The 14,592-nt window shown below is 64.8% G+C and carries 9 protein-coding genes; all 9 read left to right on the forward strand.

Annotation, left to right across the window (positions count from 1 at the left end; translation table 11 throughout):
- Positions 1–38 precede the first annotated feature (38 nt).
- The 9 genes from LG661_RS05930 to ettA all read left to right on the forward strand — a co-directional run bounded on the left by LG661_RS05930 (position 39) and on the right by ettA (position 14,462).
- A complete protein-coding gene (locus LG661_RS05930) occupies positions 39–1,304 on the forward strand; it encodes an aminopeptidase (RefSeq protein WP_230530956.1) in 1,266 nt (421 codons plus the stop codon).
- A 165-nt stretch (positions 1,305–1,469) separates the two neighbouring features.
- Positions 1,470–3,353, forward strand: coding sequence for an ABC transporter ATP-binding protein (locus LG661_RS05935; RefSeq protein ID WP_230530957.1), 1,884 nt, complete (start codon positions 1,470–1,472; stop codon positions 3,351–3,353).
- Positions 3,354–3,382: 29 nt separating this feature from the next.
- Positions 3,383–4,909 (forward strand): ABC transporter substrate-binding protein, encoded by a 1,527-nt coding sequence (locus tag LG661_RS05940; RefSeq protein ID WP_230530958.1) that lies wholly within the window; start codon positions 3,383–3,385, stop codon positions 4,907–4,909.
- Between the two features lie 115 nt (positions 4,910–5,024).
- The gene (locus LG661_RS05945) at positions 5,025–5,948 is read left to right on the forward strand and encodes an ABC transporter permease (protein ID WP_230530959.1); all 924 of its coding nucleotides are present in this window, start codon (positions 5,025–5,027) and stop codon (positions 5,946–5,948) included.
- A gap of 5 nt (positions 5,949–5,953) precedes the next feature.
- Positions 5,954–6,811, forward strand: a complete 858-nt coding sequence (locus LG661_RS05950) for an ABC transporter permease (RefSeq protein ID WP_230530960.1) — start codon at positions 5,954–5,956, stop codon at positions 6,809–6,811.
- Positions 6,808–8,556, forward strand: a complete 1,749-nt coding sequence (locus LG661_RS05955) for a M14 family zinc carboxypeptidase (RefSeq protein ID WP_230530961.1) — start codon at positions 6,808–6,810, stop codon at positions 8,554–8,556. Before LG661_RS05950 ends, LG661_RS05955 begins: the two co-directional genes overlap by 4 nt.
- A 350-nt stretch (positions 8,557–8,906) precedes the next feature.
- Positions 8,907–11,186: a glycoside hydrolase family 113 gene (locus LG661_RS05960; RefSeq protein ID WP_230530962.1), complete on the forward strand. Its 2,280-nt coding sequence runs from the start codon at positions 8,907–8,909 to the stop codon at positions 11,184–11,186.
- A gap of 144 nt (positions 11,187–11,330) precedes the next feature.
- Positions 11,331–12,674, forward strand: a complete 1,344-nt coding sequence (locus tag LG661_RS05965; protein WP_230530963.1) for an erythromycin esterase family protein — start codon at positions 11,331–11,333, stop codon at positions 12,672–12,674.
- 135 nt (positions 12,675–12,809) lie between these two features.
- The gene (gene ettA / locus LG661_RS05970) at positions 12,810–14,462 is read left to right on the forward strand and encodes an energy-dependent translational throttle protein EttA (RefSeq protein ID WP_230530964.1); all 1,653 of its coding nucleotides are present in this window, start codon (positions 12,810–12,812) and stop codon (positions 14,460–14,462) included.
- The last annotated feature ends 130 nt before the right edge of the window (positions 14,463–14,592 follow it).

The following is a 14,592-nucleotide window of genomic DNA, read 5'->3' on the forward strand; positions in this document are numbered from 1 at the left end:
TAGCCTTCCGGGCAGCCTTTTCGTTTTCGAGAGATCCCATGAACGAGCAAATCCGGAACCTGCCCGACGCCCAGTCCCATGCCATGCTCCTCGACCGCCTGGCGGAAGTCGCCGTGCGGGTGGGGCTCGGGCTGAAGCCGGGGCAGGAGGTCGTCCTGACCGCGCCGCTCGATGCAGTCCCCCTGGTGCGCCGCATCACGGAGCACGCCTACGAGGCGGGCGCTTCCCTCGTCACCACGTTCTTCTCCGACGAGGAGGCGATGCTCATGCGCTACCGATACGGGCATGACGAGAGCTTCGATACCGCGGCCGCCTGGCTCTACGAAGGCATGGCGGCAGCCTACAGGAACGGTGCGGCGCGGCTTGCCATCGTCGGTGAGGATCCGTCCCTGCTCGCCAAGGAGGATCCGGAAAAGGTCTCCCGCGCCAACCGCGCGCGCTCCAAGGCCTATATGCCGGCCCTCAACCTGATCGCGGGCTTCGACACGAACTGGTCGATTGTCTCTGCCGCGACGCCCGCCTGGGCCAAGGTCGTCTTCCCGGACGATCCGGAGGACGTGGCCGTGGCCAAGCTGTGGCAGGCGATCTTCGCCGCGTCGCGGGTCGATACGCCAGACCCCATCGCCGCCTGGGAGGCGCACAACGCCAACCTGCAGGCGCGCACCCGCATGCTCAACGACAAGAGCTATGCGGCGCTTCACTTCCGCGGCCCAGGCACCGATCTGCGGGTCGGTCTGGCGGACGGGCATGAATGGAACGGCGGTTCGACCACGGCCAAGAACGGTCTCGTCTGCAACGCGAACATTCCCACCGAGGAGGTCTTCACGACGCCGCACAAGAACCGGGTGGATGGTCATGTGACGAGCACCAAGCCGCTCTCCTACAACGGCACTCTGATCCAGGACATCCAGGTGCGGTTCGAGGGCGGACGGATCGTCGAGAGCAAGGCGCGCACGGGAGAGGCCGTGCTGAACAAGGTTCTCGACACGGATGAAGGCGCACGCCGCCTCGGCGAAGTGGCGCTGGTGCCTTATTCCTCGCCGATCTCGCAGAGCGGCGTTCTCTTCTTCAACACGCTGTTCGACGAGAACGCGTCCAGCCACATCGCCCTGGGCCAGGCCTACAGCAAGTGCATCCGCGACGGCGGCGGCATGAGCGAGGACGAACTGGCGGCGCGCGGCTCCAACCGCAGCCTTATCCATATCGACTGGATGATCGGATCCGATCAGGTGGACGTGGACGGCATCACGGCGGATGGCCAGGCCGAACCGCTCATGCGCAGCGGCGAGTGGGTGACGAAATAACAAAAGACTCGCATCTGGTGTCGCACTGGGCTTAACATCGCGCCGGAATGCCTGTCCCGCACAAACAAGGGGTTGACTGACGAGCGCTCCGGCTGTGATTGAGGGCAGGTATCAAAGAGGTAGGGTCCGGCTCGCCGGGCCCTGTCCTTCCCGCGAGCACGGTTGATGTCGGATAGCACTGCGAAGCTGAGCCCTCAGAACGAACCTCTCCTGTCCGTCCGCTCCCTGTCGGTCGAATTCGGCACGGGGCAGGGACCCTTCAAGGCGGTCAAGGACGTCAGTTTCGATGTCCGTCCGGGCAAGACCCTGGCCGTCGTCGGCGAGTCCGGTTCCGGAAAATCCGTGACGTCGCTCGCGATCATGCGCCTCACCGACTATACAGGCGGCCGCATCGTCGGCGGCGAGGTGCTGTTCCGCCCCGATGAGGCGGCGGCCGTCGATCTCGTCCAGGCTCCCGACAGCAAGCTCCGGCAGATCCGCGGCAACGACATCGCGATGATCTTCCAGGAGCCGATGACATCCCTCAATCCGGTCTTCACCATCGGCAACCAGATCGCGGAAACGCTGATCTTGCACGAAGGCCTGAACATGCGCGATGCGCGGCTTCGCGCCAGGGAGTTGCTGCAGAAGGTGCGTCTGCCTGACGCAGACAAGCTCCTCGACCGCTATCCGCACCAGCTTTCGGGCGGCATGCGCCAGCGCGTGATGATCGCCATGGCTCTCGCCTGCAATCCGAAGCTCCTGATCGCCGACGAGCCGACGACGGCGCTGGATGTGACGATCCAGGCGCAGATCCTCAATATCATCCGCGACCTTCAGGCCGAGATGGGCACCGCCGTCATCTTCATCACCCACGACATGGGCGTGGTGGCCGAAATGGCAGACGACGTGGTGGTGATGTGGAAGGGCGAGAAGGTGGAGCAGGCGCCGGTGCGCGAGATCTTCGCCGCGCCGAAGCATCCCTATACCCGCGCGCTTCTCTCCGCCGTGCCCCGTCTGGGCAGCCTCACGGGCCAGCCGCTGCCGAAGCGCACGCCCGTCATGGTGATCGACGGCGGCGAGCCGAAACAGGTCGGCGACACCCATGTCCAGGATACGGCCGATTACGCGAAGCCCATCCTCCAAGTGGAGAAGCTCACCACGCGCTTCGATGTGGGCAAGACATTCTTCGGCCGCGTGACACATCGCGTCCATGCGGTGGAGGAGGTCAGCTTCGACATCTATCCCGGCGAGACCCTGGCGCTGGTGGGTGAATCCGGCAGCGGCAAGTCCACCATCGGGCGCACCCTGCAGCAGCTCGTCGAACCGACGAGCGGCACGGTGCGCTTCGAGGGGCGCGACATGGCCGCCATGAGCCAGGGCGAGCGCCGCCGTCTGCGCCAGCAGATCCAGTACATCTTCCAGGATCCCTTCGCCTCGCTCGATCCGCGCCACACGGTCGGCTACAGCATCGCGGAGCCCATCGTGGTGCATGGCCTCATCAATGACCGTAAGGCCATCGAGCGGCGCGTCCACGAACTGCTGGAGCAGGTCGGATTGCAGCCGCAGCACGCCAAGCGCTATCCGCACGAGTTCTCCGGCGGTCAGCGGCAGCGCGTCTGCATCGCCCGTGCGCTGGCGAGCGATCCCAAGCTCGTGATCGCGGACGAGTCGGTCTCGGCGCTGGACGTGTCGATCCAGGCGCAGATCGTAAACCTGCTCATGGAGCTGCAGGAAAGGCGGCACCTGTCCTATCTCTTCATCACCCACGACATGGCGGTGGTGGAGAAGATCAGTCACCGCGTGGCCGTGATGTATCTCGGCCAGATCGTCGAGATCGGCACGCGCCAGGCCATCTTCGAGAACCCGCGGCATTCCTATACCCGGAAGCTGCTGTCGGCCGTGCCGATCGCGGACCCGGAACGCGAGCGCGCGAAGATGCGGATCGAAGGCGAGATCCCGAGCCCGGTGCGTCCGGTCGGTCAGGAACCCGCCATTCACCGCATGCACGAAGTCGAGCCCGGGCATTGGGTTGCCATCGAAGCCGAAGGGCTTCGCGGGGCGGCATAACACTCCTAAAAACCAAGAGGGAGACTAGGATGAAGTTCTCTAATACCATGAAGGCTCTCGGCCTCACGGCCGCGGTGGCCCTGTCGCCGTTGATGGCGGCAAGCGCCCAGGCCGCCGGCACCCTGACGACGGCCGTCGCCATCGATCCCGGCAGCTGGGATCCGATCGATACCTTCCTCGTCGACTGGTCGTCCGCCGCCAACAACATCTTCGACGGACTGACCGCCCGCGGCGCGGACATGAAGCTGAAGCCGGGTCTTGCCACGTCCTGGGAGCTCCTGGACGACAACAAGCGCATCCGCTTCAAGCTGCGCGAGAACGTGAAGTTCCACAATGGCGAGCCCTTCAATGCGGAAGCCGTGAAGTTCACCTTCGATCGCCTGCTCGGCGAGGAGGGGAAGAAGGGACCGCAGCAGTCGAACTACACCTCCATCGACCATGTCGAGGTGGTGGACGAGAATACGGTCGACTTCGTCATGAAGCAGCCCGATCCCGTTCTGCTCACCAAGCTCGCCGGCTACGGCGCGATGATCGTGCCGCCGAAATACATCCAGGAGAAGGGTGACGCCCACTTCAACACCCATCCGGTCGGCACCGGCCCGTTCAAGTTCGTCGAGTACAATCCGAAGGTGAACCTGGTTCTGGAAGCCAACCCCGAGCACTGGGGCGGTGCGCCCAAGCTCGACAAGGTCGTGACCCGCTTCATCTCCGAGGCGAACACCCAGGTCGCCGAACTCCAGGCCGGCCGTATCGACGTCGCGACGCTCATCCCCTTCGGCCTTGCGCCGACGGTCGAGAAGAGCCCGAACCTCGACCTCGTCAGCATCACCGGCCCGACGGTGGTCTCGCTGCGCTTCAACACCAAGGAAGGCATCACGAAGGACGCGAATGTCCGCAAGGCGCTCATCATGGGCGTCGACCGCGATGCGATCATCAAGGCGGTGCTCCTCGGTCATGCAAAGCCTATCGCCAGCTTCCAGTCCGAGCTGTCCTTCGGCAATGATCCGGCCATGAAGCCGCTGCCCTTCGACCTCGCCAAGGCGAAGAAGATGCTGCAGGACGCGAAGGTGCAGGCCGGCGCGCCGGTGCGGATCGACTTCCGCGGCAACGATGCGACCTTCCGCGAAGTGGCGCAGGCTACGGCGGGCTATCTGCAGGCGCTGGGCCTGAAGCCCTCGCTCCAGCCGCACGAGCCCCCGGTTCTGCTCAACGACATCATCCCGAACGGCAAGACCGGCGAGGCCTGGCACCAGTCCTGGGGCGGCTGGACCTTCGACTACGACAACACGGCTTACCTGATGTACCACACGGGCGAGAAGTGGAACCCGTACGGCAACGATCCGAAGCTCGACGCTCTTCTCGAGAAGCAGCGGACGATCTACGACGTGAAGGAGCGTGAGAAGATCCTGCAGGAGGTCGCCCGCTACGTGGCCGATCAGGCGCTCGAGCTTCCGCTCTATAACCAGAACACGATCTACGGCGTGAACAAGCGGGTGAAGAACTTCGACGCTCCCGCCGACCGCCGCTTCCGCTTCACCGAGACGACGGTGGAGTAAGCGGATCGTTCCGTCGCTCCCGTCGGGAGCGACGGCGCACCGATGACATGAGCAGGCCCCGCGCGAGCGGGGCCTCTTTCAAAAGCAAGAACAACGGACCCGGACGGACCACGACATGGCAGGCTTCATTCTCAAACGATTGCTGCAGGCGATCTTCGTGATCCTGGCCGTCACCCTGATCGTGTCCTTCGCCGTCCGGCTCTCGGGCGATCCGGCCGTCATGCTGCTCAGCGGCGGCGGCAACGTCACCGAGCAGGATTTGCAGAATATCCGGCAGGCGCTCGGTCTCGAACGTCCTTTCCATATCCAGTATCTCAGCTTCCTTCAGGGGATCTTCGTCGGCGATTTCGGCAACAGCTTCATGGGCGCCACGCCCGTCGCCGCGCTGATCGCGCAGGCCCTTCCGGCGACGCTCCTTCTCGCCTTCGTCTCGCTTCTGATCTCCATCGCGCTCTCCGTGCCGCTCGGCATCTATGCCGCCGTCCACCGGGGGCGCTGGCCGGATCAGCTCATCCGCATCCTGTCGCTGGTGGGGCTGTCCTTCCCGAATTTCTGGCTCGCCATCATGCTGGTGCTCCTGTTCTCCATCATGCTCGGCATCCTGCCGCCGAGCGGCATGGAGGGGCCCGAGAGCTTCGTCATGCCGGCGCTCACCATGGCGATCATCCTCACGGCCACGAATGTTCGCCTCGTGCGCACATCGATGCTGGAGACGCTCTCCCAGCAATACATCATGGTCGCACGCTCCAAGGGCCTGCGCGACAATGTGGTGCTCTACAAGCATGCCCTGCGCAACTCGGCCATTCCGCTCGTCACCTATATCGGCCTGCAGTTCGGCAACCTGATCGGCAGCATCGTGATCGTGGAGCGGGTGTTCAACTGGCCCGGCATGGGCACGCTCGCTTTCGACGCCATCTCGAACCGCGACTACCCGGTGCTCCAGGGCACCATCGCCGTGCTGGCGCTCTTCATCGTTCTCATCAACCTCGTGGTCGACATCGCCTATGGGCTGATCGATCCGCGCATCCGGACGGAGTAGGGTCCATGGCTGCGGCTCAGGCTGCCTCTTCGTCGCGTTCGCGGTTCAAGTCGCTCGAGCTCGTCCTCGGCATCCTCTTTGCGGGCGGAATTACCCTGGCGGTGCTCCTTTCGCCGATCCTGTTTCCGGACGGGGGCGAGAGCATGGACCTCATGGCCCGCCTCATTCCGCCGTTCCAGAGCTGGGACCACATCCTCGGCACCGATCCGCTCGGGCGGGACGTGCTGGCCCGCGTCATCGTCGGCGGGCGAATTTCGCTCACCGTCGGCGTCGTCTCCGTGCTCGGCGCCGTCACGATCGGCACCCTTGTCGGTCTGGTGGCCGGATACCATCGCGGCATTACCGAGATCGTGCTGATGCGCTTCGTCGACATTCAGCTCGCGCTCCCCTTCATCCTCGTCGCGATCATGTTCCTGGCCGTCCTGGGGGCGGGCATCGACAAGGTCATCCTCGTCATGATCGTCACGCAGTGGGTGCAGTATGCCCGGCTCGTGCGCGGCTCCGTGCTGGCCCTGCGGGAGCGGGAGTTCATCCTCTCCTCCCGCGCCATCGGCGTCGGAAGCGGGCGCATCATCTTCGCCCATATCCTGCCCAACGTGCTCGGCCCCATCGTCATTCTCATGACCCTGAACGTGGCCAACAACATCCTGCTTGAGAGCAGCCTGACCTTCCTCGGGCTCGGCGTCGATCCGCTGATCCCGAGCTGGGGCGGCATGCTGGCGGACGGGCGCACCTATCTCCAGACCGCATGGTGGGTCAGCGTCTTTCCGGGGCTCGCCATCATGTTCACCGTGCTCGGCCTGAATCTTCTGGGCGACTGGCTGCGCGACTATCTCGATCCGACAGGACAGACCTCGAAATGACCGTTCTTCTCGACGAGAGGATCCCAAGGACCCTCGACATTCTCGTGCGCGGCTGGGCCAAGCCGGAAAACCGCGGCGTCCGGCTGGAGGCCTGGCTCTTCGAGGACGAGGCGGCGCGGCGCGCCGCGCAGGCCGTTCTGTCCGAAATGGGCATTGAGGCGCGGCTGCGCAGCGCCTACAAGCCCCTGGTCCACGCCTTCCTCGAGGAGATCGAGACGGCCGGGCTCAGGCGCGTCGTCGTGCGCTACCCTGTGCACGAGAAGGCCGCGCGCCTGCGCTTCCTGTCGGAGGCCTATCCGCTCGCGGCCTTGCTCCAGGGCGTCGAGACTGCCTTCGAACCCGGCGTGGCGGATCTGACCTACCGGATCGAGGCGGAGTACCAGGACGGCCGTTTCGTCGATCACTCCGTCTTCGCGCCGAACCGCCTGCGCACCAATCACCTGGACCAGGTCGACCTGACGCCGGCCGGCTGGCTGAAGGCGACGGGGCGTCCCCAAGGGGAGCCGGATGTCGACGAGCCGCTGGAGACGGAAGCGGAGATCGTCTTCCACAAGGTGATGGCCGCGATCACGTCACACGAATGGCCCGCCGAGGAGCCCTATGCCGAGACGCTCGCCATCGAGGTCGTGATGCCCGGCATTGAGCGGGCCCTCGATTTCGGCGACGAGGTCATGAGCACCCGCGAGGCGCTACACGAGGATTTCTATTTTTCGGCGCTCGAATTCTTCAAGCACCGTTCGGGCCGTCCGCCCGAGGACCGCAGCCTGCAGCCGGGACAGATCGTGCCGGACATCCGGGCAGGCGAGGGCGATGCCCAGGTGCGCGTGGAGCTTCTCCCCTTCGGACGGCCGAAGGATCCGGCAAGGCCCGAGCAGGATCTCGAGACGGCGGAGGCCGCACCCGGCCTCGCGCAGATCCATCGGGAACTGGCGGAATTGCCGGGCGAGACCTTCGAGGGCATCTCCCGCGAGGGGCGGCCGGTGCGCGGGATCTACCGCGCGGGCTCCCGCCCGGCGGTTCTCCTCACGAGCGGCCAGCACGCGAACGAGACCTCGGCGCCCGTCGGCGCGTTCCGGGCCATGCGCCGACTGCTCGCCAATCCGGAGACGAACGTCGCCTTCATCCCGGTCGAGAATCCCGACGGATACGCACTTCACGGACGGCTCTGCGAGGCCAACCCGCGCCACATGCACCATGCGGCGCGCTACACTTCGCTGGGCAACGACCTGGAATTCGGGCGCGGCGAGCCGCTCTACGAGATCGGCGCGCGCAACCAGGCGCTGGAACTCTCCGGTGCGAAGCTGCACGTCAATCTCCACGGCTATCCGGCCCATGAATGGACGCGGCCCTTCACGGGCTATCTCCCGCGCGGATTCGAACTCTGGACGATTCCGAAGGGCTTCTTCCTCATCATGCGGCACCACCCGTCCTGGGCCGGTCCGGCGAGGACGCTGGTCGAGGCGGTGACGAAGGGTCTCTCTGCTGTTCCGGGACTGGCGGAGTTCAACCGGCGTCAGATCGAGATCTGCTCCATCCACTCGGGCGGCACGCCCTACGAGATCATCAACGACGTGCCCTGCCTCATCACGGCGGAGGAGCGACATCCCACGCCGCTGACCCTCATCACCGAGTTCCCCGACGAGACGATCTATGGCGAGGCCTACCGCTTCGCCCATACGGTGCAGATGGCCACCGTGGTCGCAGCCGAGGAGGCCTTCGCCGCGATCATGGCCGCGACCGCCTGAGTCGGCCCTTGAGAGCCAGTCTGGAACGGGAAAGGCGCGCCAGCCCGGCGCGCTTCCGGCGCGAGGCATGTGCATCGCGCCACGAGCTGCCTTCGCCATGCCCTGAGCGGCCGGTGCCCGGAAGTATTCGGCTAAACAAGCTCATGTTTTCAGGGAAATTCCGGAGCAGCAGAGCGCTTGCGCTCACTTTCCTCTCCTTGGGTCAATACTTCCGCCGACCTTGCCCGGCAAGAAAACCTTAACTCTGAGCGCTCTTTTCGCGCTTGCGAGACCCCCTGCAAACGTTATTTAGTATTATCTGCATAATACGCGCTGAAACGGCGCAGCCGAGACCGTAGGGGCCTAACCAAATGCCGAGCTTATTCGATTTCCAGGCCGAGAGCCTTCCCTCCTGGTGGGACGGCAATTACCGGATGCCTTGGACGCAGGCGAATCTCGATCTGATCCAGGGCGACGGCGCCTCCCAGGTCGTGATCGTTCCGACCGTCTATATGGATAGCCTGAGCTCGACCCGGGTCTATCGCGACAACAGCGATCCCGGCGGCTACAACACCGACGATGCTCCCCGTACGGAAAGCGACGGCTCCATCCGCGAGGCCATTTCCCAGGCGAAGGCTCGCGGTCTGGAAGTCATCTTCAAGCTGCATGTGAACATCCAGAATGCCGACTGGAATGCTCTCATCGGCCCGCCCAATCACCCGGACGGATCGCCTCCGACCGAGGCGGAGTGGATGGAGTTCGGCGATGCGTGGTTCGCGTCCTACAAGGAGTCCGTGCTCCACTATGCGCGGCTTGCGAAGGAGCAGGGAGTAACGGCTTTCGCGATCGGAAACGAATGCGAGAGCATGACCCATCCCCGCTTCACGGAGCACTGGAAGGACATCATCAAGGCCATCCGCGAGGAGGTGGGCTACACCGACAAGCTGACCTATGCCGCCACCTGGACGGAGGCGCTCCATGTCGGCTTCTGGGATGCGCTCGATTACGTCGGCGCCAACCCCTATATCAGCTTCACCGACAGCCCGAACCCGACGGTGCAGCAGCTGATCGATGCCTGGACGAAGCCGTCCCAGTTCGGGCATGTCAGCCAGCCGATCGTCGACCGGTTCGGCGAGAACATCTCCGCCATCGAGGAGCTGCAGCGGATTGCCGAACAGGCGGGCAAGAAGCTGATCTTCACCGAGACGGGCTTCCGCAGCCTCGACGGCAGCAACTACGACCCGTGGACGTGGCGCAGCGGTCGCGTCGACGAGGTCGAGCAGGTTCGTATGTTCGAGGCCTTCTACAAGATCATCACCGACCGGGCCAACGAGGGCTGGGTCGGCGGCTACTGGCTGTGGAACTACGATGCCGGGCAGCTTCCGGCCGACCCGAGCCCGGACGACGGGTACTACACCCATGGCAAGCTGGCCGATGACCTAGTCGAGCAATACTTCAAGAATCCCACTTCCATCAAAGGGCGCAATCTCGTCGGCACAGTCGCCGCCGAAGTCATCCTGGGCGGCTTCAACCATGATACGCTGACCGGCGGCGCAGGCGCGGATGTCTTCGTCTATGCGGGCGGCGATGACGCGGACATCGTCGCCGATTTCGACGCCTCCCAGGGCGACCGGATCCGCCTCAACGACACGGGCGCCGAGGACTTCGACGACCTGACGATCACAGCCATCGAGGGCGGCTATCGGATCGCCTTCGCCGATGGCGGCAGCCTGACCGTCCTCACCGCGGCAACCCCTGCCGCGGAATGGTTCGTGTTCAACGGCCAGGGGGACACGGGCCCCTCGACCTCGCCCTCTCCCGGCGATGACGAGATCACCGGGACCGACAGGGCCAACACGATCAGGGCTCTCGAGGGCAGCGACACCATCAGCGGGCTGGGCGGCAACGACAGGCTCTATGGCGATGCCGGCGACGACATCGTCGACGGCGGCGCAGGCAATAACGGCATCTACGGCGGCGACCGGCTCTATGGCGGCGCAGGATCGGACATCCTTCTGGGCGGCCTGGGCAACGACCAGGTTCGCGGCGAGGAGGGCGACGACATGCTCTACGGCGATGAAGGCAACGACATCGTCCGTGGCGGCAACGGCTACGACCTCCTCGACGGCGGCGAGGGCAACGACAGGCTCTATGGCGATGCCGACGACGACCAGATTACCGGCGGCGAAGGCGACGACCTCCTCCAGGGCGGCGCCGGCGACGACATGATCGAGGGCGAGAACGGCAGCGACAAGCTCTATGGCGGCTCCGGCAAGGACGTGGTCCTGGGCTGGTTCGGCGATGACCAGATCTGGGGTGGGGCCGGGGACGACGTTCTCGATCCCGGCGCCGGCAATGACAGGCTCTGGGGCGGCTCTGGCGCCGACCGCTACGTGTTCAATTCGGACATGGGCCAGGACATCGTCCAGGACTTCAAGGTCTACCAGAACGAGATGCTCCTCATCCGCCACAACATCAACCATTCCGGCATCGTCGACTTCGAAACGCTCAAGCCGCACATGAAGCAGGTGGGCAAGAACGTCGTCATGGATCTGGGAACGGGCGAGTGGCTCAAGGGCGACAACCCGCTGACCCTGCTCAACGTCAGGCTCAAGGATCTGAAGGCCGATCACTTCTATTTCTACTATTGATCTGCACCAGCGGAGCCGCCGCGGCCGGGGATCTTCCCCGGCCGTTTTGTTTTAGGCCTGCGAGCGGGAACCAGCCGAGTCCCGCACTCGTTTGTCCGCGAGGTCCGGCCGGTGGCGGCCGGGGTCCTTTTCGGAGGTGCGGCCATGGCCCGTTTTTCCTGGAAGCAGAGCGAGAACGAAGCCTCCATCAAGGAGGCCGTCGACCTTGTGCGCGAACAGGGCGAGACCCTGCCGCCCCTGTCGGACGAGGCAGCCTTCGGGGCCCTCTTCGACCGGTTCGGGGATGCCAAGGTCGTGCTCCTGGGCGAGGCAACCCACGGCACGTCGGAATTCTACCGCGCCCGGGCTGCCATCACGAAGCGGCTGGTCGAGCATCACGGCTTCAACATCGTCGCCGTCGAGGCCGACTGGCCCGATGCCGCGCGGATCGATGCCTATGTGCGGCACAGGCATGTGCCCGACGGGGACGATGCCGCCTTCCTGCGTTTTCCGACCTGGATGTGGCGCAACGAGGAAGTCGCCGATTTCGTCAACTGGATGCGCGACTACAACCGGGATCGGCCGGAGGACGAGCGGGCCGAGTTCCGGGGCCTCGACATCTACAGCCTCAACTCGTCCATCCGGGCCGTTCTGGAGTATCTCGACACCGTCGATCCTGAGGCCGCACAGGATGCACGGGGGCGCTACGGCTGCCTCAGCCCGTGGCAGTCGGACCCGGCGCGCTACGGGCGGGCCGTCCTGACCGGGCAGAAGAAACCCTGCGACCAGGCGCTGCTCACCCAGCTCCAGTCCATGCTCGACAAACGGATGGAGTACCTTGAGGCCGACGGCGGCGAGGAGTTCTTCGACGCCGTCCAGAACGCTAAGATCGTCCACGCGGCGGAGCACTACTACAGGATCATGTATGAGGGCGCGACGGAGTCCTGGAACCTGCGCGACCGGCACATGTTCGACACACTCCAGAGCCTGCTCGCCCGCCGGGAGAACGCGAAGGCCATCATCTGGGCGCACAACTCCCATATCGGCGACGCCTCGGCGACGGCCATGGGATGGCAGGGGGAGTTCAATATCGGCGAACTCTGCCGCAAGGCCTACCGGGACGAGGCCGTCCTGATCGGCTTCGGCACGGACCGCGGCACGGTGGCGGCAGCCAGCGACTGGGGCGAGCCCATGGAGGTCAAGACCGTTCTCCCCGCCCGGTCCGACAGCCACGAGAGGATCTTTCGCGACACCGGCCTGGGGACCTTCCTCACCGACTGGCGCGACAACGGCCAGGCCGACCTGACGGAGGTTCTCTCCCGGCCCCGCCTGGAGCGCGCGATCGGGGTCGTCTATCGCCCGGAGACGGAGCTTTACAGCCACTATTTCGAGGCCGTCATGGCCGAGCAGTTCGACGCCTTCGTCTGGTTCGAGGAGACCAAGGCCGTGACGCCGCTCACGAAAGCTCATGGGCAGGGCATGCTGGAGACCTATCCGTTCGGGCTTTGAGCTTCGACCGCTTTTCCCTTCTACGCGAGGGAAAGGGAAAAGCGGCGACATCCGCCCGCCTTGCCCCCGCCGTCAGCCCCTGCTAACTGACGTCCAACTCCCGCAACACGACCATCTTCAAGCAGGGCTTTTCCCGTGTCCCGTCAGTTCATCTACCACATGCGTGGCCTCACCAAGACCTATTCTGGTGGCAAGAAGGTCTTGGACAATGTCCATCTGTCCTTCTACCCGGACGCCAAGATCGGCGTGCTCGGCGTCAACGGCGCGGGTAAGTCGACCCTCCTTCGCATCATGGCCGGCATCGACACGGACTGGAACGGCGAAGGCTGGGTGGCCGAGGGCGCGCGGGTCGGCTACCTGCCGCAGGAGCCCCAGCTGGATCCGTCCAAGAATGTCCGCGAGAACGTCATGGAGGGCGTGGCCGCCAAGAAGGCGATCCTCGACCGCTACAACGAACTCGCCATGAACTATTCCGAGGAGACGGCGGACGAGATGACCCGTCTCCAGGACGAGATCGAGGCCAAGGGCCTGTGGGATCTCGATTCCCAGGTCGATCAGGCCATGGATGCGCTCCGCTGCCCGCCGGACGACTGGGCCGTGGACAAGCTCTCGGGCGGCGAGCGCCGCCGCGTGGCCCTGTGCAAGCTGCTCCTGGAGCAGCCGGAGCTGCTCCTCCTCGACGAGCCGACCAACCACCTGGACGCCGAGACCACCGCCTGGCTCGAAGGGCACCTGCGCACCTATCCGGGCGCGATCCTGATCGTCACCCACGACCGCTACTTCCTCGACAACGTGACGGGCTGGATTCTCGAACTCGACCGCGGCCGGGGCATTCCCTACGAGGGCAATTACTCGTCCTGGCTCGAGCAGAAGCAGAAGCGCCTCGAGCAGGAAGGGCGTGAGGACGAGGCCCACCGGCGCACCATTGAGCGCGAGCGCGAATGGGTATCGGCTTCGCCCAAGGCCCGCCAGGCCAAGTCGAAGGCCCGTATCCAGCGCTACGAGGAACTCGTGGCCAAGGCCAACGAGAAGGGCCCGACCACGGCCCAGATCGTCATCCCCATCGCGGAGCGCCTGGGCAACAACGTCATCGAGTTCGACGGCCTCAAGAAGGCCTTCGGCGACAAGCTCCTCATCGACGGCCTCTCCTTCAAGCTGCCGCCGGGCGGCATCGTCGGAATCATCGGCCCGAACGGCGCCGGTAAGACGACGCTGTTCCGCATGATCACGGGCCAGGAGCAGCCGGACGAGGGCCGGATCGAGATCGGCGAGACCGTGAAGCTCGGCTACGTGGACCAGAGTCGTGATACGCTCGACGCCAGCAAATCGCTCTACGAGGAAATCTCGGGCGGCAACGAGATGCTCTACCTCGGCAAGCGCGAGATCAACGCCCGCGCCTATTGCTCGGCCTTCAACTTCAAGGGTTCCGACCAGCAGAAGAAGGTCGGCGTGCTCTCGGGCGGCGAACGCAACCGCGTTCACCTCGCCAAGATCCTGAAGTCCGGCGCGAACGTTCTGCTCCTCGACGAGCCGACCAACGACCTGGACGTGGATACCCTGCGGGCGCTCGAGGAGGCGCTGGAGGACTACGCCGGCTGCGCCGTCATCATCAGCCACGACCGCTGGTTCCTCGACCGCATCGCCACCCATATCCTGGCCTTCGAGGGCGACAGCCATGTGGAATGGTTCGAGGGCAACTTCGCGGATTACGAGGAGGACAAGAAGCGCCGCCTCGGCACCGATTCCACGATCCCGCACCGGATCAAGTACAAGAAGTTCTCGCGGTAGTTCAGCCCGAGAAAGCCATCGTTGAGAGAGGCGGAGGCGGCGCTAGAATGCCGATCCGCCTTTTTCTTTTGGGTGGCAATCCCGGGGAACCCGATGATGCCGGTTGGGTTCTGGCACGAAACAGTGTATG

The organism is Microvirga roseola (assembly GCF_020866965.1).
Taxonomy (GTDB): Bacteria; Pseudomonadota; Alphaproteobacteria; order Rhizobiales; family Beijerinckiaceae; genus Microvirga; species Microvirga roseola.